This window comes from Pseudomonas sp. R1-43-08, assembly GCF_003852255.1.
Taxonomy (GTDB): domain Bacteria; phylum Pseudomonadota; class Gammaproteobacteria; order Pseudomonadales; family Pseudomonadaceae; genus Aquipseudomonas.
The window spans coordinates 5,601,630-5,620,441 of the sequence record NZ_CP027734.1 but is presented as its reverse complement, the minus strand read 5'-3'; the positions used below and the strand labels follow the sequence as shown (position 1 = coordinate 5,620,441).

General features: G+C 62.7%; 18 protein-coding genes. 10 read left to right on the top strand and 8 right to left on the bottom strand.

The features are described 5' to 3' along the window. The first annotated feature begins 33 nt into the window (after positions 1-33). The 3 genes from C4J87_RS25935 (at position 34) to leuD (ending at position 2,761) form a co-directional block, all read left to right on the top strand. On the top strand, positions 34-393 hold the full coding sequence (locus C4J87_RS25935; protein ID WP_124368909.1) for a hypothetical protein: 360 nt from the start codon (positions 34-36) through the stop codon (positions 391-393). Between the two features lie 335 nt (positions 394-728). Next, a complete protein-coding gene (gene leuC / locus C4J87_RS25930; protein ID WP_124368908.1) occupies positions 729-2,150 on the top strand; it encodes a 3-isopropylmalate dehydratase large subunit in 1,422 nt (473 codons plus the stop codon). Continuing rightward, the gene (gene leuD / locus C4J87_RS25925; protein ID WP_124368907.1) at positions 2,147-2,761 is read left to right on the top strand and encodes a 3-isopropylmalate dehydratase small subunit; all 615 of its coding nucleotides are present in this window, start codon (positions 2,147-2,149) and stop codon (positions 2,759-2,761) included. Before leuC ends, leuD begins: the two co-directional genes overlap by 4 nt. Before the next feature lie 13 nt (positions 2,762-2,774). Here leuD and C4J87_RS25920 read toward each other — a convergent pair whose 3' ends face one another. From C4J87_RS25920 to C4J87_RS25885, 8 genes are all read right to left on the bottom strand, one after another. Continuing rightward, positions 2,775-3,668, bottom strand: a complete 894-nt coding sequence (locus tag C4J87_RS25920) for a LysR substrate-binding domain-containing protein (protein WP_305955281.1) — start codon at positions 3,666-3,668, stop codon at positions 2,775-2,777. A gap of 98 nt (positions 3,669-3,766) precedes the next feature. Then, positions 3,767-4,663, bottom strand: coding sequence for an alpha/beta fold hydrolase (locus C4J87_RS25915; RefSeq protein WP_124368905.1), 897 nt, complete (start codon positions 4,661-4,663; stop codon positions 3,767-3,769). 237 nt (positions 4,664-4,900) lie between these two features. Continuing rightward, complete coding sequence (locus C4J87_RS25910) at positions 4,901-5,833, bottom strand: phosphatidate cytidylyltransferase (protein ID WP_124368904.1); 933 nt, start codon at positions 5,831-5,833, stop codon at positions 4,901-4,903. Between the two features lies 1 nt (position 5,834). Then, complete coding sequence (locus tag C4J87_RS25905; RefSeq protein ID WP_124368903.1) at positions 5,835-6,455, bottom strand: 1-acyl-sn-glycerol-3-phosphate acyltransferase; 621 nt, start codon at positions 6,453-6,455, stop codon at positions 5,835-5,837. A 9-nt stretch (positions 6,456-6,464) separates the two neighbouring features. Continuing rightward, a complete protein-coding gene (locus tag C4J87_RS25900) occupies positions 6,465-6,908 on the bottom strand; it encodes a hypothetical protein (protein ID WP_124368902.1) in 444 nt (147 codons plus the stop codon). Continuing rightward, entirely contained in the window at positions 6,898-8,196 is a 1,299-nt protein-coding gene (locus C4J87_RS25895) for a phosphatase PAP2/dual specificity phosphatase family protein (protein ID WP_124368901.1), read from the bottom strand. The genes C4J87_RS25900 and C4J87_RS25895 overlap by 11 nt, the downstream gene beginning before the upstream one ends. Before the next feature lie 2 nt (positions 8,197-8,198). Further along, the gene (locus C4J87_RS25890) at positions 8,199-9,947 is read right to left on the bottom strand and encodes a bifunctional alpha/beta hydrolase/class I SAM-dependent methyltransferase (RefSeq protein ID WP_124368900.1); all 1,749 of its coding nucleotides are present in this window, start codon (positions 9,945-9,947) and stop codon (positions 8,199-8,201) included. A gap of 11 nt (positions 9,948-9,958) precedes the next feature. Then, positions 9,959-10,582: a CDP-alcohol phosphatidyltransferase family protein gene (locus C4J87_RS25885; RefSeq protein ID WP_124368899.1), complete on the bottom strand. Its 624-nt coding sequence runs from the start codon at positions 10,580-10,582 to the stop codon at positions 9,959-9,961. A gap of 312 nt (positions 10,583-10,894) precedes the next feature. Here C4J87_RS25885 and hflK (C4J87_RS25880) point away from each other — a divergent pair, with 312 nt between their 5' ends. The 7 genes from hflK (C4J87_RS25880) to C4J87_RS25850 all read left to right on the top strand — a co-directional run bounded on the left by hflK (C4J87_RS25880) (position 10,895) and on the right by C4J87_RS25850 (position 18,768). Beyond that, positions 10,895-12,799, top strand: a complete 1,905-nt coding sequence (hflK, locus tag C4J87_RS25880; RefSeq protein ID WP_124368898.1) for a protease modulator HflK — start codon at positions 10,895-10,897, stop codon at positions 12,797-12,799. Positions 12,800-12,808: 9 nt separating this feature from the next. Continuing rightward, positions 12,809-13,801: a protease modulator HflC gene (gene hflC / locus C4J87_RS25875; RefSeq protein ID WP_164485308.1), complete on the top strand. Its 993-nt coding sequence runs from the start codon at positions 12,809-12,811 to the stop codon at positions 13,799-13,801. Next, positions 13,798-14,832 (top strand): protease modulator HflK, encoded by a 1,035-nt coding sequence (gene hflK, locus C4J87_RS25870; RefSeq protein ID WP_124368896.1) that lies wholly within the window; start codon positions 13,798-13,800, stop codon positions 14,830-14,832. The genes hflC and hflK (C4J87_RS25870) overlap by 4 nt, the downstream gene beginning before the upstream one ends. After that, a complete protein-coding gene (locus C4J87_RS25865; protein ID WP_124368895.1) occupies positions 14,829-16,715 on the top strand; it encodes a cation-translocating P-type ATPase in 1,887 nt (628 codons plus the stop codon). Before hflK (C4J87_RS25870) ends, C4J87_RS25865 begins: the two co-directional genes overlap by 4 nt. Positions 16,716-16,831: 116 nt before the next feature. Continuing rightward, positions 16,832-17,083, top strand: a complete 252-nt coding sequence (locus C4J87_RS25860; RefSeq protein ID WP_124368894.1) for a hypothetical protein — start codon at positions 16,832-16,834, stop codon at positions 17,081-17,083. Between the two features lie 63 nt (positions 17,084-17,146). Next, a complete protein-coding gene (locus C4J87_RS25855) occupies positions 17,147-17,992 on the top strand; it encodes a DUF692 domain-containing protein (protein WP_124368893.1) in 846 nt (281 codons plus the stop codon). Next, positions 17,983-18,768 carry a DNA-binding domain-containing protein gene (locus C4J87_RS25850; protein WP_124368892.1) on the top strand — a complete coding sequence of 262 codons (786 nt, stop codon included), beginning with the start codon at positions 17,983-17,985 and terminating at the stop codon, positions 18,766-18,768. The genes C4J87_RS25855 and C4J87_RS25850 overlap by 10 nt, the downstream gene beginning before the upstream one ends. Positions 18,769-18,812: the final 44 nt, after the last annotated feature.

Below are 18,812 nucleotides of genomic sequence, written 5' to 3'. Positions count from 1 at the left end.
GTTCTGGATTCGCTCAATCAAGGAGGCTGACTGATGCAAAATTCCACTGTTTACGCACGTCTGCACAATCGCCGGTTTGTAGTCGCCGACAATGCTCAGGGACTGTCAGGCACCGGAACCGTATTTCACTACCAAGTCGAAGATGACGCGATTTCGAGCACTTACCAGGGGGGCCGGATTCGCCTGGGTACTCAAGTCGGACGGGTGACCGGTCCAGATACCATCGAGCTGCTGTATCAGTGCCTGACCCTGGAAGGGGAACTGCTTGCTGGCTGGTCACGTGGCACGGTAGGCGTGGATCACGCCGGGCGCACGACGCTGAGTTTTGTTTGGGGCTGGCTATCGGGTGCGACAGGAGGCGGAGAGTCTAGCTATGTCGAGATCACTGCTTAAAGAGCCCGTAGTTCACGGCCAGGCTGCACCGAATTTACTGTAGGAGCGAGCTTGCTCGCGAAAAACCTGAGAACGCCACCTGGCACCAATCTCTGCGCGTTACGTCCCTCGCCAGCAAGCGCGCTCCTACGACGCTATGCGCCATGATTGGGTCTTCAGCGACTCCCTATTCAACCTGTTCGATGGGAGCGCTGAGGCATTTCTCCGGTAGCCGTTCGCGTCATCGGCCCATCGGTGATCCACGAACTGTAGAGCCATGTATTCCAGAGCTGCTCTTGATGACCACTCCCCGGTCCCTATCCTGTCGAAGGTGTCCCCGTGAGTGAGAACGCTTAATGAGCAGCCCCAGAACCCTCTATCAAAAGCACATTGATGCGCACACGGTCTGCTCGCTGGACGAGCAGGGCCATGTCCTGTTGTACATCGATCGCCAGGTCATCAACGAATACACCAGTCCGCAGGCGTTCAGCGGTCTGCGTGACGCCAGGCGCAACGTGTGGCGCCCTGGTACGGCGTTGGCGGTCGTCGATCATGTAAACCCCACCGCGCCCGAACGTACCGCAGTGATGCCCGATGCGGGTGGCGCGCGGCAGGTGTCCTATCTGGCGCAGAACTGCCAGGATTTCGGTATCGAACTGTTGGATATCTTGGATAAGCGCCAAGGTATCGAACACGTCGTCGCCCCCGAACAGGGGTTCATTCTTCCGGGGATGGTGATAGCCGCCGGTGACAGCCACACCACCACGTATGGCGCCCTCGGTGCCTTCGGGTTTGGCATTGGCACCTCAGAAATCGAGCACTTGCTGGCGTCCCAGACACTCGTCTACAAACGCCTGAAAACCATGCGGGTCAACATCGTGGGTGCCTTGTCGCCGGGTCTGACATCCAAGGACGTCATCATGGCCCTGATCGGCCAGATCGGCGCTTCCGGGGCCACCGGGTTCGCTATCGAGTTTGCCGGTTCGACCATTGACGCCCTCAGCGTCGAGGCGCGCATGACCATTTGCAACATGGCCGTTGAAGCCGGCGCTCGCGGCGCATTCATGGCGCCGGACCAGAAGGTATTTGACTACCTCGAGGGTAAGCCGCGCGCGCCCACAGGCAAGCAATGGCGGCGTGCGGTGCACGTGTGGCGCAACTTGCACAGCGATCCGGGTGCGGTGTTCGACCACGAAGTCACGCTGGACGTCAGCACGCTGCTGCCGATGGTCACCTGGGGCACGAGTCCCGATCAGGTGGTCGCCATCAACGGGCGGGTGCCAGACCCGCTGCAGGTCAGCGATCTCATTCTGCGCCAGGACATGCAGCGGGCCCTGACCTACATGGGGCTCAAGGCGGGCGAGCCTTTGAATGAAGTCGTCATCAGCCATGCGTTCATCGGCTCGTGCACCAATGCGCGTATCGAAGACCTGCGCGCTGCCGCCAGCGTGATCGGCGGCCGGCGCGTCGCCCCGCACGTGCGCGCGATGGTCGTGCCGGGCTCCACCGAAGTTCGTGACCAGGCTGAGGCTGAGGGCCTGGCCGCTATTTTTCGCGACGCCGGATTCGAATGGCGGCAATCGGGCTGCTCCATGTGCCTGGCCATGAACGACGACGTACTCGCCCCAGGCGACCGTTGCGCCTCCAGCACCAACCGCAATTTCGAAGGCCGCCAGGGCGCCGGTGCACGTACCCACTTGATGAGCCCGGCCATGGTGGCAGCGGCTGCAATAACCGGGCGGCTGACGGATGTTCGGCACCTCAGGGAGCACGTATGAGCAGCAGTCCTTTTACCCAGATCACCGGCACAGCGGCACCGATGTTGGCGGCCAATATCGACACCGACGTGATCATGCCCAAGCAGTTCCTCAAGGGAATTGACCGCAATGATTTGGACCAAGGGTTGTTCTATGACCTGCGCTTTCTACCGTCAGGGCAGCCGGATCCTGCGTTTGTGCTCAATAAGCCAGCTTGGCAGAACGCATGCTTCATGGTGGTAGGCCCGAACTTTGGCTGCGGTTCCAGCCGTGAGCATGCCGTGTGGGGCCTCAAGCAGAAGGGCATTCGCGCACTGATCGGCAGCAGCTTTGCGGGCATTTTCTACGACAACTGTCAGCGCAACGGCGTGCTGCTGATCAGCCTTGAGGCCGCCACTGTGCAACGCATCGGCGAGGTGGTCGGGCAGGCGCAAACGGCTGAGATCTCGATCGACCTGAGCGAACAAACGATCCTGTTGCACGGCCATGAAGTGATTCCCTTCCAGATCGACACGCTGCGCAAAACGGCCCTGTTGCTGGGGTTGGATGCCATTAGCAGCACCCTGCAACGCAGCGAGCAGATTCGCGCCTTCGAGCGCGAGCATCTGGCCGCAAACCCGTGGTTGTCGTGAAGGGAGGCGTCGCTCAGATCGACAGCTGCGCGAAATGCGCCTGGAGGAATTCGACACAGGCCCGCAGCTTCCCCGAGTGAGCAAGCCGCGTGGGGTAGACGGCCCACACGTTGGCGCTTTGCCCATAGTCATGCAGTACCTGAACCAGCTTGCCCTGCTCAAGCAACGGTTTGACATCCCACAACGAACGCAGCAGCACACCCCGCCCGTGCAACGCCCACTGCAACACGATCTCGCCGCTGTTGGAGGACAACGGTCCTCCCACCCGCACGCTCTCCTGCGTGCCGTCGCGCTCCAGCACCCAGACCCCGAAGGCGTTATCGCGCTCCTTCAAGACAAGGCATTCATGGTGTTCGAGGTCACTCAGTTGCGCCGGTGCTCCGTGGCGTTCCAGGTAGCCGGGAGCCGCGCACAGGATGCGCCGGTTACTGACCAGCTGACGCCCGATGTGCTGGCCGGGAATGTCGTCACCCACACGGATTTCCAGATCGAAGCCTTCGCTGACGATATCCACCACCCGATCGAACAGGTCCAGGCGGATTTCCAACTCCGGGTAACGATCAGCGAGCAACGCCAGCGCGGGTGCCACGTGAATACGACCAAAACCGAAGCTGCTGCAGATATGCACGCGGCCACGGGGGCGGTCATGGGCGTCGATCAATTCATCGGACAGATGCTGGAAGTCCTCCAGAATGCGCGCTGCCCAGTCCTTCACACGCTCGCCGTCGTCGGTCAAGGTGATACGTCGACTGGTACGGTGCAGCAAGCGTGTCGCCAGGGTATTTTCGAGGATTTGGATGCGCTTGCTGACGTAAGCCGCCGACACGCCAAGCTCATCGGCGGCGGCGGCAAAACTGGCCTTGCGGATCACGGTCAAGAACACCCGCAGGTCTTCGGGGAGGGGCATCGAGCCTTTCTTGTAGATCATCGAAAGCGCATACGTGGCGGCATGAACCGCGAGGATAACATCGCATGAGTGGCGGCTGGCTGTGCCCACTCGTGCCCTCAGTCGGCGGCGACGTACTCGCCAGCGAAAAAACTCAGCACGGCTTCAAGCAATAACTCAGGCACCTCCTCGGCAATGTAATGACCGCAAGGCAAGGCTTTGCCGCGTACATCAGTGGCGACTTGCTGCCATTCCCTGAGCGGATCGAAACAGCGCCCCACCGTACCGTCGGCACCCCATAGCACCAACAGCGGCGGGGTTAACCGGTTACCGGCGGCGATATCGGCGCGATCATGTTCCAGGTCGATCCCGGCCGAGGCGCGGTAGTCTTCGCAAATGCCCCGGGCGCTGCCGGGAAGCTGCAGGCACCGCAGGTACTCGCCGAACGCCTCTGCCGTGAAGGGCTTGAGGCCAGCACTGCGGCTGCCCATCACACTGCGCAGATACAGCTCAGGGTCGGCCTCGATAAGGCGCTCCGGCAGCGGCGCCGGTCGGATCAGGAAAAACCAGTGCCAGTAGGCGCGGGCAAAGGCTTCGTCCGTTTGTGTGTACATCGACAGAGTGGGGGCGATGTCGAGCAGCGCCATTTGCTTGATTGCGTGGGGATGGTCGAGCGCCAGGCGATGCGCCACCCGCGCTCCACGGTCATGGGCAAGCACGCTGAACTGCTCAAAGCCCAACGCCTTCATCAGCTCGGCGCAATCAAGTGCCATTTCACGCTTTGAATAATGTGAATGCTCAGCATCGGCAGCCGGCCTGGCGCTATCGCCATAGCCACGCAAGTCAGCGGCGACCACGGTAAATTCACTGGCCAACCGTTCGGCAACCTTGTGCCAGATAACGTGGGTCTGAGGGTGACCATGCAACAGCAACAGCGCGGGGCCGGATCCACCGATGCGATAGCTGATGTTCAGGCCATTGACCTGGCGCTGTTGTTTCTGGAAACCAGCAAACATGATTCGACTCCATAAGGGCGCTGGCTGAATCCTGGGATCAACCGAACCCAGCTGCAATAGGCCAAGCGTGGAAGCACGGTTTATGAACTGTGTTTCAAGTGACCCGGAAAGCACCACAAAACCAATGTGGGAGGGGGCTTGCCCCCGATTGCGGTGTATCAGCCAACCTATTTGGTGACTGTCACTCTGCTATCGGGGGCAAGCCCCCTCCCACATTTTGTGCTTTGTTGGTCTGGTTCAGGTCCACCAGTAACGCACCAGGTGAAAGAAGATCGGCGCCGCAAAGCACACCGAATCCAGCCGATCCAGCATGCCGCCGTGCCCTTCGATCATGTGCCCCCAATCCTTTACGCCGCGATCGCGCTTGATCGCCGACATCACGATCCCGCCGGCAAAGCCCAGCAGGTTGATCAACAGCGCGATCAAAAACGACTGCCAGGGATTGAACGGCGTGGTCCACCACAGCGCGGCACCGATCAGGGAGGACAGCAGGATGCCGCCGACAAAACCTTCCACGGTTTTCGACGGCGAGAGGTTGGGCGCGATCTTGTGTTTGCCGAACAGCTTGCCGCACACGTACTGCAGCACGTCCGACAGTTGCACCACGATCACCAGGTAGGCGATCAGCAGCAGGTTGCGGCCTTCATAACCCGGGATGTCCAGGGTCAGCAACGCCGGCACGAACGACACGCAGAACACCGCGATCATCAGGCCCCATTGCACCTTGGATGCGCGCTCCAGGAAATGGGTGCTGTCGCCGCCTAGGGAGGCGAGTATCGGCAGCAGCAGGAACACGTAGACCGGGATGAAGATCGAGAACAGTCCGTACCAGTCGGCGTAGATCAGCACGTACTGCAGAGGAAGGGCGAGGTAGAACGCCGCGACCAGGGCCGGGTAGTCGCTGCGCCGGGTCGGCGTCAGGGTGAGAAATTCGCGCAAGGCATAGAAGGACACCGCATAGAACAGCAGGATCACTGCGCCGGTGCCGAGCCAGAAGGCGACACCGATCACCACCACCATCACCCACCAGGCGTTGATGCGGGCGTTGAGGTTGTCGATCACCGCGTTGGGGGTGCCACGGGTGCGCAGCTTCAGGATCAGGCCGATCAGCGAGGCGGTGACCAGAATCGCGCCGATCCCGCCGAATAACATCAAGGTCTGGCTATCCATCTCAGGAATGCTCCGGGGCGAGGGCAAGCAGGGCGTCGCGGGTGCGGGCAAGGAACGCGGCTTTGTCTTCGCCTTCTTCCAATTGCAGCGGAGCGCCGAAGCTGGTTGTGCATAACAATGGCAATGGCAAGACACGGCCCTTGGGCATGACGCGGTTGAGGTTGGCTATCCACACAGGGATCAGCTCAGCCTGTGGGTAACTGTTTGCCAAGTGGTAGAGGCCGCTCTTGAAGGGCAGCAAGCCGTCCTCCAGATTGCGCGTACCTTCGGGAAAAATAATCAACGAGTCGCCGCCTTCGAGGGCGGCAAGCATGGGCTTCAAGGGGTTATCCACAGGCTCTTTGCGCTCGCGATCAATCAGTACGCCGTTGAACACGCGGTTGATGATGTAGCGGCGCAGCGCACTTTTATTCCAGTAATCGCTGCCGGCCACAGGGCGGGTGAATTTGCGCAGGTTCTGCGGCAGCGACGCCCACACCAGCACGAAGTCGCCGTGGCTGCTGTGATTGGCGAAATAGATGCGTTGCACCGGCACCGGCGCGCAACCCAGCCACAGGCTGCGGGCGCCGGTGACGGTGCGGGCCATGGAAGTAATCAGTGTGGCGACCACGGGTTCGAACATGGGAATTCCTTATTCGGCGAAAGGTAGCCAAGGGCTGGCAAGCAGCACGCCCAGGGTCAGCAGCGCTTGCGCGCCGAGCAACCAGGCCTGTTTGCGCAGCAATTTGAGGGCGCCACGACGGCGTTCGGCCCAGGGCCGGCCCGCGCGCTTGGCCGATTGCAGGCCAAGGGCCTGCAGGGCTTGGTCAAGGTCTGCGGTGCGCTCGACGTCGCGAGCGAGCAGGGCAAACAGATCGGCGTCGAACGCAACGCGCAGGGCCCAGTATTTTTGCACAAGGCCCAGGATGATCATCCACAAGGCCAGCAGCAGGCAGACCGTTGAAACACTCGCCATCAACAGTTGGGCCACACCGAACAACACGCCGGCCACTGTGAGGCCTGTGGATAACTGATCCAGCGAACGGCCACGGCGCAGCAGGCTGGCGACGACTTGCAGTTCCATATCAGCAGGCATTGGGCAAACCCTCCAAGGCGAGACGATGTGCGGGATGCAGGACCACACGGGTCCGCGCTGTACGAATAATAGCCAGCGCTTGATCCACCGTCGTCGCGCGGCCGCTGTGCAACAGCCAGGCGGCAATGGCCGTGGCGCTGCGCGAGTAGCCCAGCGCGCAGCACACCAGCAACGGGCCGTCCAAGCGCAAGCGTTCGATGGCCTTGGCGGCTTGCAGGCATTCGGCGGAGGTGGGCGCGATCAAGTCCAGAACAGGAATGCAGTGATAGCTACGGCCCTGTGGATTAATTGTCAATTCGGCGCAGAGATCGACGATGGCCTTGAAAGACTGTTGTTCGCTCGACGTAGGAATTCGCCCCAGCCAAACGTTATCCACAATCAGCTCGGGCTGTGGATGCCGGCGTGTCCACAGCCGCGAATTAATCCAGGCGGCGACCAGATAAGGCGCATACAGCCAACGCGCAGCAGGCGTCAGTTGGCCATTGTTGCGTTTCTGAAAGCCCTCGGCACCCAGCAGCCAGTAATTGGCTGCGACCAGCGCGAGGGACACTGCTGGCCACAGCAGCCATAACCCCCAACCGCCCAAAGCCAGCGCGAGCAGCATCAGCGCCAGCGCGCCAAGGGCGTAGCGCGCACCCAGCCAACCGCGCTTCACGTCCCGCGTGAGTCGGGCATTGAGCAGCGGGCTGGCGTGTTCCAGCGGCCATAACCACACGCATAACCACCCCGCGAGGGCGCCTGTGGGTAAGTCGACAAAGTGATGTTGATAAGTGGTCAGTACGGAAATACCGATCAGTGCAAACCAACCGTGCACCACCCAGCGCCAGAAACCTTGGGTATGCCGTTGGAACATCACCCACAGGATCACCAGCAACGCGATATGCAGGGAGGGCGCCTGGTTGAACGGCTTGTCGAAGCCGGCCAGCACGGCAAACAACCAGCCAAACACGCCATCCAGCTCCGGCCGTTCGAAGGTGAAGCGCAGCGGCCAGATCAGGAAGCAACAGACGGCAATCACCTGGGCCGTCAGCAGGCGCAGGGCATGCTGCTTGAGTTCGTGGCGGGTGCTGGGCAGCAACAGCGAGAACCCGTAGAGCAGGTCGATGGACCAATAGGGCACGATGGTCCAGGCCCAGAACGGCATATGGGTTTCCCAGCCGAACACCAGCGTATCCACATCGCTGCGCTGGTTGGTGACCCAAGTAGCGAAGCCGTAGGTGCTGAAAAACAGCGGCGCCAACAGCAGCAGCCACAGCAGCGCCGGTTTGAACAAGCCGGGTTCGCGCATGCTCAGATCTTCTGTGCCAGGGACACGGTGAAAATGCCCCACTCATCCACACGCTGGGTGATCTTGCGAAAGCCCGCAGCCTCCACCAACTGGTCCATTTCCGCCTGGCTGCGCCGACGCATCACCCAGGCCTGGCCCTGGCGGTGGCTGGTCAAGGCGCGGGCGATCAGTTCCAGCTGCGGGTGCCACGGTTGGCCGGTGTAGACCAGATAACCGCCGGGCTCAACCGCTTCGGCGAGGCCCGCCAGCGAACCGCCGACCATGGCGTTATCGGCAAACAATTCATACAGGCCGGACACCACCGCCAGCGTCGGCTTCGGCTCCAGTGTGGCCAGGTTCGCCCGATCGAATGCATCGGCTTTGATGAACTGCGCGATATCGTCCAGGCCCTTTTCACGGATCAAGGCGCCACCGTCGCGCACGTTGATCTCGCTGTAGTCGCGCAGCAGGATCGATTCCGGCAGCGGCGACACACCCTGCAAAGCTTCCAGAATGTAACGACCGTGGCCGGCGGCGATATCGACGATGCGCACTTCGCGCTCATCGGCACGCAACTTGGCCATGGCCAGGCGCAGCAGTTCTTCGACGTTCAGCTTGCGCTGGCGAATGCCGCGCCAGCCAATGGAGTTGAGGTAGTTGGTGTCGATCATCCGCCCCAGCGCGCCTTTGCCGGTGGGCCTGTTGCGGTATACATAATCCAGGGTACTGCCGGAATCGAAACCGGTGTCGAAGCCCAGTTTCACCCCTTCCGACAGGTTCTTGCCCAGGCCCATGCTGGCGCGGGTCATGCGCCAGTACAGATCGCGCAGGGAATTGCGCGGCAGTGGTGCGGCGAGGGCTTCGGATTCGGCGCAGGTGGCGCCCAGTTTGTCGGCGTCCAGCAGCGAGGCGCGGTCCAGCGGCTGCGCAAAGTTTTGCAGGATAAAGCGCCTGGCGCTGTTGATGGCCAGGGCGCGGTCACGTTCGCCAAGGGTGTCGTGAAAGAAACCGGGGAGGATATGCAGCTCTTTTTTCAGGCTGCCGAGGCGGTCGAAAAACTGCTGCTGGGGTTTACGGTGCACCACGAAGTCGGAGCCGGAGATCAGCAACTGGGTCGGCACCTGGATGGCCTGGGCATCGGCTACAACCCGGTCGGCCGCTTCGTACAAGCCCAGCAGCACATTCACCGAGATGGCCTTGGTGATCAGCGGATCGCTGTCGTAGGACGCCACGCGCTCCGGGTCATGGCTGAGGAACTTGGCCTTGACGTAGCTGTTGACGAAAAAGTTGCCGCGAAACCTGCGCATCAGGGCCAGGCCCGGGCGGGCGAAGGGCACGTACAGCTTGACCTTGAAGGCAGGGGAGGCGAGCACCAGGGCGCGGATCTTCGGTGCGTAGTCATGCACCCAGGTGGCCGCGATCACCGCGCCGACGCTTTGGGCGATCACTGCGAAGTTTTCCTCTTCGATGCCGTAGGCGCCGCCGATGTGGTCGCAGAAAGTCTGCACGTCGCGGGCGCTGGTGGCGAAGCTGGGGCTGTCACCGCGCTCGCCGGGGGATTGGCCGTGGCCACGGGCATCCCAGGCGAAGAAGTCAAAGTCAGGCAGGCCCAGTTCGTCCACTAAGTGCGCGATACGCCCGGAGTGCTCATGACCGCGATGGAACAACACAATCGCCTTGCGCGGCCCGGCGCCTGCCGTGGCCGGCCAGTGCCGGTAAAACAGCTCGACGCCGTCATGGGTGCTGAAGCTGTGGGGTTGCTGTTCGCGCATCGCAAGCATCCTTATGCAATCGGTGAAGTTTCTGGTTGTTCCTTGAGGCCCTGACGCACCCGGTTGACCAGGGTGTAGGCCAGCAGCGCGGCGACCAGCCACATCACCGTGTCGACCCAGCCGGCGCCGAACCAGCCCAACGCCACGCCAGTGGCCAGCACCCCGAGCACGAATGCCCGGTCACTTTTGCCCATCGGCCCGTCATAGCGGCGCGATGCGCCCACCATCGGCCCCAGCACACCGGCGTATTCGCTGAACACCGCGAGCAGCGTCACCAACAGCACGGGCGCCAGGCTCACGTCGGGGATCAGCGCAAACGGCAGGATCAACGCACTGTCGGCGATTACATCGCACAGTTCATTGAGGTAGGCGCCCAGGCGCGATTGCTGGCCGAACTCGCGCGCGAGCATGCCGTCGATGGCATTCAGGGCCATGCGCACAATCATCCACAGCGGGATCAGCGCGAACAGCCACAAGTGCTGGGCGAAGCTGGCAATCAGCAGGCCCACTAACACGGAAATCACGCCGGCCAGCACGGTGATCTGGTTGGCGGTGGTGCCGTTGTCGTAAAGGCGCTGCACGAGGGGCCGCAGCAGGTTTTGGAACCGCGGTTTGAGCTGATAAATGGAGATCATGAAGGAGGGCGCTTCCCTGTCCGTGGAGCCGCGAAAAAACTGTTCTGGAGTGTGCCGATTAATTTGGGTGCGCACCAGTGATGCCGCGTGTTTATGGGGGTTTAGTCACGATCTTTGGAACAACAAAGATCAAATGTGGGAGGGGGCTTGCCCCCGATGGCGGTGGGTCAGTTGATAAAGGTGCTGGCTGACCCACCGCTATCGGGGGCAAGCCCCCTCCCACAGGGGATCTGCGTTGTAGCCAAAAGCGAACAAAAATTTCACGCCGCGTGTTATATCGTAACGAATTATGTACAAGCGGGCGTTGAGTGGATGCAAGTGGATCTAGAAGCTGACGGCGCTTCGGTTGAAGGCCTGCCGCGTTTTCAGCAGGGGCTGTTCCATGCCCGTCGATTGAGACAAGCCGGCATCAGCCTGACGGCCTTAGCCATTACCGGTTGGGTGCTGGCGCTTTTTGTAGCGCTGTTTGCACCTGAATCGATCTGGCCGGTGGCCTTGGTCAACTGCTCGTCGGCCTTGTTCGTGCTGGTAGCCGGCTTGCAGTCGGCATGGTGGGTCGCCGACTGGCGTGCCCAGGCGTTGGAAGAACCGGCGGTTGAAGCGGCGGTGGCCGATACGGGCCGCTACGGTCGTCTGGTGGAGCGCATTGGCAAGCAGATCGGCGCGCCGGTGTTGTGGCTGTGCGGTTGGTCGTTGCTGGCGCTGGTCAGCGTTATCGAATTCTGGAACCTGGCGCTGCCTGCTGCCGCCGTCGGTCAATCCGCCAGCATCGGCGCGGCGCTGGGCTTGGCGCTGGCGTTCGGTTTGCTGGTGTTCGAGCGGCGCATGGCCCAGGAAACCGCCGCGCAATGGCCGGAAGCCACGCAACTGGCGCAATTGAGCCGGGTGGCGATCACCTGCCTGGTAGTCAGTGCGCTGTGCCTGTTGTTTGCCAGCGCGCAATCGGTGTGGCCGCTGCGGCTGGCGACGCTGATCGGCCTGTTGCCCGCGCTGGTGGCGCTGGAGTTTGTGCTGCGCGGCGTGCTGTCACTGTTCAGCCCACGCCAGCCGCGTCTGGAACCGCGCCTGATGGCGCAAAGTTTTGTCGCTGGTCTGCTGCGCTGGCCGCCGCAGCCGCTGCAGGCTTTGCAGCATGAACTGCATAACCGGTTCGGCATCGACCTGCGCCAGATTTGGGCGTTTACCTACATGCGTCGTGCGTTCCTGCCGGTGCTGCTGGTGGTGCTCGCGGTAGGCTGGGCGCTGACCGGCGTGCATGAAGTCCCTCTGCAGGGCCGTGGGATTTATGAGCGTTTCGGCAAACCGGTCGAAGTCTTCGGCCCGGGCCTGCACGTCGGGTTGCCCTGGCCTCTGGGCCGCGTGTTGAACGTGGAGAACGGCGTGGTGCACGAGCTGGCGACCAGCGTCAGCGAAAGCGCCGCGCCCGAGTTGACCGCCGCTGAAGGCCCGGCGCCGCTGATCGCCAATCGCCTGTGGGACGCCAGCCATGTGAATGACAAGTCCCAAGTCATAGCCAGCAGCAGTGGCGACAAACAGAGCTTCCAGATCGTCAACATGGACGTGCGGTTCGTCTACCGTATCGGCCTGACGGACCAGGCCGCGCTGGCTGCCACCTACAACAGCGCCGATGTCCCGACCCTGATCCGCAGCACTGCCAGCCGCATCCTGGTGCACGACTTTGCCTCACGCACCCTCGATGAATTGCTCGGCGAACAACGCACCCGCCTCGCCGACGAGATCGGCCGCAGCGTACAAGCAGACCTGCAAAAGCTCGACAGCGGTGTGGAAATTCTCGCCACGGTCGTCGAAGCGATCCACCCACCGGCCGGCGCCGCCAACGCCTACCACGGCGTGCAAGCCGCGCAGATCGGCGCCCAGGCATTGATTGCCCGCGAGCGTGGCGCGGCCAGCGAGCAGACCAACCAGGCGTTGCTGCAGGCCAGCACCGCCCGCGACCAGGCCCAGGCCACCGCGCGCGAAGTGAATGCCGGTGCCCAGGCGGCCAACCTGCGCTTCGTTGCCGAACAAAAAGCCTACGCCGCAGCGGGCCGGGCTTTCGTGCTGGAACAGTACCTGGGCCAGCTCAGCCAGGGCCTGACCCACGCCAAACTGCTTATTCTGGATCATCGCCTGGGCGCCGACAGCGCGCCGACGATCGATCTGCGATCTTTTACCTTACCGGCCGATCCCTCGGTGCCGCGTAAAGCCGTTCAATAAGGAGTCTGTCTGTTGAGCGCTCATTCTCACGATCACGGTCATCACCATCATCACGGCCACCATCACCATCATGGCGATGAACAGGCAGACAGCCCTTTCCCCTGGCGGCGTATGGCCTGGGCGGTAGTGCTGGTGCTGTTTGCCATCGCGGCGGCGAGCCTGGTACAGGTGCGCTCCGGCGAGGCCACGGTGATTACCCGTTTCGGCAACCCGGTGCGGGTGCTGCTGGAACCGGGCCTGGGCTGGCGCTGGCCGGCGCCGTTTGAAGCGGCGATTCCGGTTGACCTGCGCCTGCGCACCACCTCCAGCGGGTTGCAGGATGTGGGCACCCGCGATGGCCTGCGGATCATCGTGCAGGCCTACGTGGCGTGGCAGGTGCAGGGCGATACCGACAATGTGCAACGCTTCATGCGTGCGGTGCAGAACCAGCCGGATGAAGCGGCGCGGCAGATTCGTACCTTCGTCGGTTCGGCCCTGGAAACCACGGCGGCCAGTTTTGACCTGTCCAGCCTGATCAACACCGATGCCAACCAGGTGCGTATCGCCGATTTCGAAGCCCAACTGCGCCAGCAGATCGATCAGCAATTGCTGGCCACCTATGGCGTACGCGTGGCCCAGGTCGGTATCGAACGGCTGACCTTGCCGTCGGTGACCCTCACCGCCACGGTCGACCGCATGCGCGCCGAGCGTGAAACCATTGCCACCGAGCGCACCGCCGTGGGCAAGCGTGAGGCGGCGCAGATCCGCTCGGCAGCCGAACGTGATGCACGGATCATGCAAGCCGACGCCACGGTGAAAGCCGCCGATATCGAAGCGCAATCGCGGGTCGAAGCGGCGCAGATTTATGGACGCGCCTACGCGGGTAATCCGCAGCTGTACAACCTGCTGCGCTCGTTGGATACCTTGGGCACCGTGGTGACGCCGGGCACCAAAATCATCCTGCGCACCGATGCCGCGCCGTTCCGCGCGCTGGTCGACGGGCCCAAGGATGTGCAGCCATGAGTGAGCGTGACAGCCCGGACAGCCCCTGGATCCAGGCCGGACGCCTGACGTTCCTGGCGCTGTACGCGGTCACCGTGTTGGCGGCGCTGGCCTGGGCGTTTTCCAATGTGCGCCAGATCGACCCGCAGAACCGCGCCATGGTGCTGCACTTCGGCGCCCTCGACCGGATTCAGAACGCCGGGCTGCTGCTGGCCTGGCCGCAACCGTTCGAGCAGGTGGTGCTGTTGCCGGCGGCAGACCGGGTGATCGAGCGTCGGGTGGAGAACCTGTTGCGCTCTGAGGCGGCCGTGCAGGCTGACCGCGTGGCCAGTTTCGCCACACCCCTGAGCGATACGCTGGCCGGTTCCGGCTATTTGCTGACCGGCGATGCCGGGATCGTGCAGCTGGATGTGCGGGTGTTCTACAAGGTCACCGAGCCCTACGCCTTTGTGTTGCAGGGCGAGCATGTGCTGCCGGCGTTGGACCGCCTGGTGACCCGCAGCGCGGTGGCCCTGACGGCGGCGCGGGACCTGGACACCATCCTGGTCGCGCGCCCCGAGCTGATCGGCGCCGACAACGGCGCCGCCGAGCGCCGCGAAAAACTGCGCGGCGACCTGGTGCAAGGCATCAATAAGCGCTTGGCGCAGTTGACTGCCAGCGGGTTGGGCCTGGGCATCGAAGTGACGCGAGTCGATGTGCAATCGAGCCTGCCGGGCCCGGCGGTGAACGCGTTCAATGCGGTACTCACCGCCAGCCAGCAAGCCGACAAAGCGGTGGCCAACGCGCGTACCGATGCGGAAAAACTCACCCAGACCGCCAACCAGGAGGCTGATCGCCAGGTGCAAGTCGCCCATGCCCAAGCCAGTGAACGCCTGGCCAATGCCCGGGCGCAGACCGCTGCCGTCACCGGCCTGGCGCAAGTCCAGGACCCGGGCCTGTTGCTGCGCCTGTACCGCGAGCGCCTGCCGAAGATTCTGGGCCAGGCCGGCTCCGTCACCACGGTCGATCCTAAAGACGACTCCCGTTTGATCATTCAGGGAGCCGAGCAATGAGCGCACCCATGCTGACCTCCGCCGAGCAGCGCAGCGCCGCCCGGCAATTGACCCTGGCCATGCTGGCCCTGGGTTTACTCGTATTGGGCCTGGTATGGCGCTGGCTGGCGGCGGACCAGAGCGGGGTCAGCCAACTGCTGCTCGGTGTGGCCTCGCTGCTGGTGGCCGTGCCGGTGATGCGTTCGGCCTGGTACAGCCTGCGCTATCCCAGCCTGCATGGCATCACTGACCAATTGATCGCGCTGGCGATGATCGGCGCCTGGGCCACTGGCGATCTGCTGACCGCAGCGCTGCTGCCGATCATCATGATTTTCGGGCATGTGCTCGAAGAGCGCAGCGTGATCGGTTCCCAGGAAGCGATCCACGCGCTGGGTAAACTCACGCGCAGCCATGCGCGCCGGGTGCAGGCTGACGGCAGCATTGTCGAAGTGGATAACGGCACGCTGAACACCGGCGATGTGGTCGAAGTGCGCGCCGGCGACCGCGTGCCGGCCGATGGCGTGGTGCTGTCGGGCCAGGCCAGCCTGGACACGGCGCCGATCACCGGTGAATCGGTACCGTTGGAAGCCAGCGTGGGCGTGCAGGTGTTTGGCGGGGCGATCAACCTGGACGGCCTGCTGCGCCTTGAAGTGACGCGCACGGGCAACGAGTCGACCCTGGGCAAAGTGATTGCGTTGATGCAGAACGCCGAGCGTTCCAAGCCACCGATCACCCGGTTGCTGGAGCGCTATGCCGGCAGCTACATGGTGTTGGTGCTGCTGCTGGCGGCGGTCACCTGGTTCGTCACTAACGACGCCCAAGCGATGCTGGCCGTGCTGGTGGCGGCGTGCCCGTGTGCGTTGGTGTTGTCGGCGCCGGCTACCGCAATTGCCGGGATCGCGGTCGCTGCACGGCACGGCATTCTGATTCGCAGCTCGGCGTTTCTGGAAGAGCTGGCGGACCTCACTTCACTGGTCATCGACAAGACCGGTACCTTGACCTTCGGCACCTTGCGCCTGCAGTCCATCGAAACCGCGTCTGCCGATCGCCAGGCCTTGCTCAACCTGGCGGCCAGCCTCGGTGCGGCCAGCAGCCATCCGGTCAGCCGTGCATTGGCGGGGTTGGCGACACAGCAACAGCGCGTCGTGCTGACTGACATCCGCGAGCGCCAGGGACTCGGTGTCGTGGCGCACACTGAACAGGGCGAAGCGGCGCTGGGCCGTCCCGAACTGTTCGAGCAGCTGGCTATCGCTACGACCTCGGTGCCCAACCACGACGGCCCGATTGCCGGGCTGGCGCTGAACGGACAGTTCCTGGCCTGGCTGCTGCTGGCCGATAGCGTCAAACCCGAGGCGCGCCAGGCCCTGCAGGAACTGCGCGAGCTGGGCCTGGGTCGCCAGCTGCTGCTCACCGGCGACCGCCAGAGCGTGGCCGACAGCCTGGCCGTGAATGTGGGCATCGCTGAGGTCCAGGCCCAAGCGCTGCCGGAAGACAAACTCAACCGTGTGCTGGGGGAGATCGGCAGCGGTTTCCGGCCGATGGTGGTGGGGGATGGGATCAACGACTCCCTTGCCCTCAAAGCCGGTGTGGTCGGCGTGGCGATGGGCGCGGGCGGTGCCGATATCGCGCTGGCCTCGGCAGACGTGGTGTTGATCGGCAGCGACCTGCGCCGCCTGGGCACCTGCGTGCGCTTGAGCCGCCAGTGCCGGCACACCTTGCAGGTCAATGTGATCATCGGCCTGGGCTGGACGCTGGCCATCGTGGTATTCGCCGCCTTCGGCTGGCTGGGTGCCGCCGGAGCCATGATCGCAGCGGTGTTGCATAACCTCAGCACCTTGCTGGTACTGGGTAATGCCGGGCGGTTGCTGCGTTTTCAGGAGCCGCTGTTGAAGCTTGACGAATAATTTCAGAAAACTTCGTACCGGGCTGTAACGCTAAAAGGGCGCCTCACTCTAGTGGTGTGTCGAGACTGGGCAATCCGCTCAGACCGGCATCACCACTGACCGATGAGGACTACATAATGAATATCAAACACGCCGTTTCCGGTGCTGCCCTGGCTATCGCTGCGGCCTCCATGTTTGCCGGCGTCGCCACCCAGGTACAGGCCGCCGACGCTCCGGTTCATTGCTACGGCGTCACCTCCTGCAAAGGCATGAACGATTGCAAAACCGCTGAAAACGCCTGCAAAGGCCAGGCGGTGTGCAAGGGCCACGGCTTCAAGGCCATGACCAAGGCCGAGTGCGACAAGGCCGGTGGCAAAGTCGGCGAGTAACCGACACGCGAGTGCAACCGCAGCGGACCTTGCGCCGCTGCGGACACTTTCCAGGAGCGCATGATGACCCGTTCTCTCCCCTCCCTGGGTTACGGCCTGGGTTTGCGTCACGAATACTATGAACAGATCCTTGCCCAATCCCCTGCAGTGGATTGGTTCGAAGTGATCTCCGAGAATTATCTGGTGCAGGGCGGCAAGGCCTTGTATTACCTGGACGCCATAGCCGAACGCTACCCCTTGGTGATGCATGGCGTGTCGTTATCGATCGGCGGGCCCCATGCCATCGACACCGATTATCTCAAGCAGATAAAGGCCCTGGCCAAGCGCATCCAGCCAGCCTGGATTTCCGATCACCTGTGCTGGAGCCGTGGCAGCGCACACCAGTTGCATGACCTGCTGCCCTTGCCGTACACCGAAGAAAGCCTGTACCACGTTGCCGGACGCGTGCTTCAGGTGCAAGACGTGTTGCAACGCCCGCTGGTGCTGGAAAACGTCTCCAGCTATGTGCGCTCCAAGGCCGATGAATTCACCGAGTGGCAATTTCTCAATGCCCTGGCGCACCTGACGGGATGCCAATTGCTGCTGGACGTGAATAATGTGTACGTCAGCTCGCGTAATCACGGGTTCGATGCCTGGACGTTCATTCGCAACCTGCCGCCTGAAAGCATTCGCCAACTGCATCTGGCGGGGCATAGGGACTACGGCGACTACGTGGTCGATACCCACGATCAGCCGGTGTGCGATCCGGTGTGGGCGCTGTATCAGCGCACGCTGGAACATCTGGGGCCGGTGTCGACGCTGTTGGAGCGTGACGATCATTTCCCGCCGTTCGACGTGCTGCTGGCTGAATTGAACAAGGCCCGGGAACTGGGTGCCACTGCGTTGGCCAGGCGGTCGCTATGCGCTTGATCGATTGGCAACGGGCGTTCGAGGCGCATCTGTTGGCTGACACCGGCGCCGCCGACAGTGGCTTTGCCGCCACTTTGCTTGGCGGCCCGACACTGGATGTAGACACGGGCCTGGCGATTTATCACAACGCCTACCTGTCCCGATTGCAGGACGTATTACGTCACGACTTTGCCGCCATCCGGTATTGGCTGGGAGATGATGAATTTGCCGCGCTGAGCCAAGCGTATATTCGTCGTTATCCCTCGGCCCATTACAGCCTGCGCTGGCTGGGTGAACGTTTTGCAGGGTTTATCCTTGAACACCTGACGGCCGAACAAAGTGCCCCGCTGGCCGAACTGGCGCGGCTGGAGTGGGCATTCACCCTGGCATTCGACGCGCCTGCGGGCGAGACGCTGACCCTCGACCATATGGCGCAACTGGCGCCTGAAGACTGGCCGGCATTGCGCGTATCGCTGGTGCCTTCAGTGCAGCAGCTAACGTGCCGTTTCAACACGCTGAGCATCTGGCGGGCCAATAAGGATGAATCGGACTTTCCCGGCAGCCAGGCGCTGGACACGGCGCAGGCCTGCCTGGTGTGGCGCCATCAGAACCTGTGTCGTTACCGCAGCCTCGAGCCCGCCGAAGCCCATGCCCTGATGGGAATGACCGCCACCGGCTGGAACTTTTCAGAACTGTGCGTCGAGTTGGCAGTCACTTATGGAGAGGGTGCGCCATTGCAAGCGGCCACATGGCTGAAACAATGGATCCAGGACGGGTTGCTCGAGCGTCGGGCTTAATGGCAGGCAGTTATTTAATCGATAGCTTCCTACTTTATTTTGGA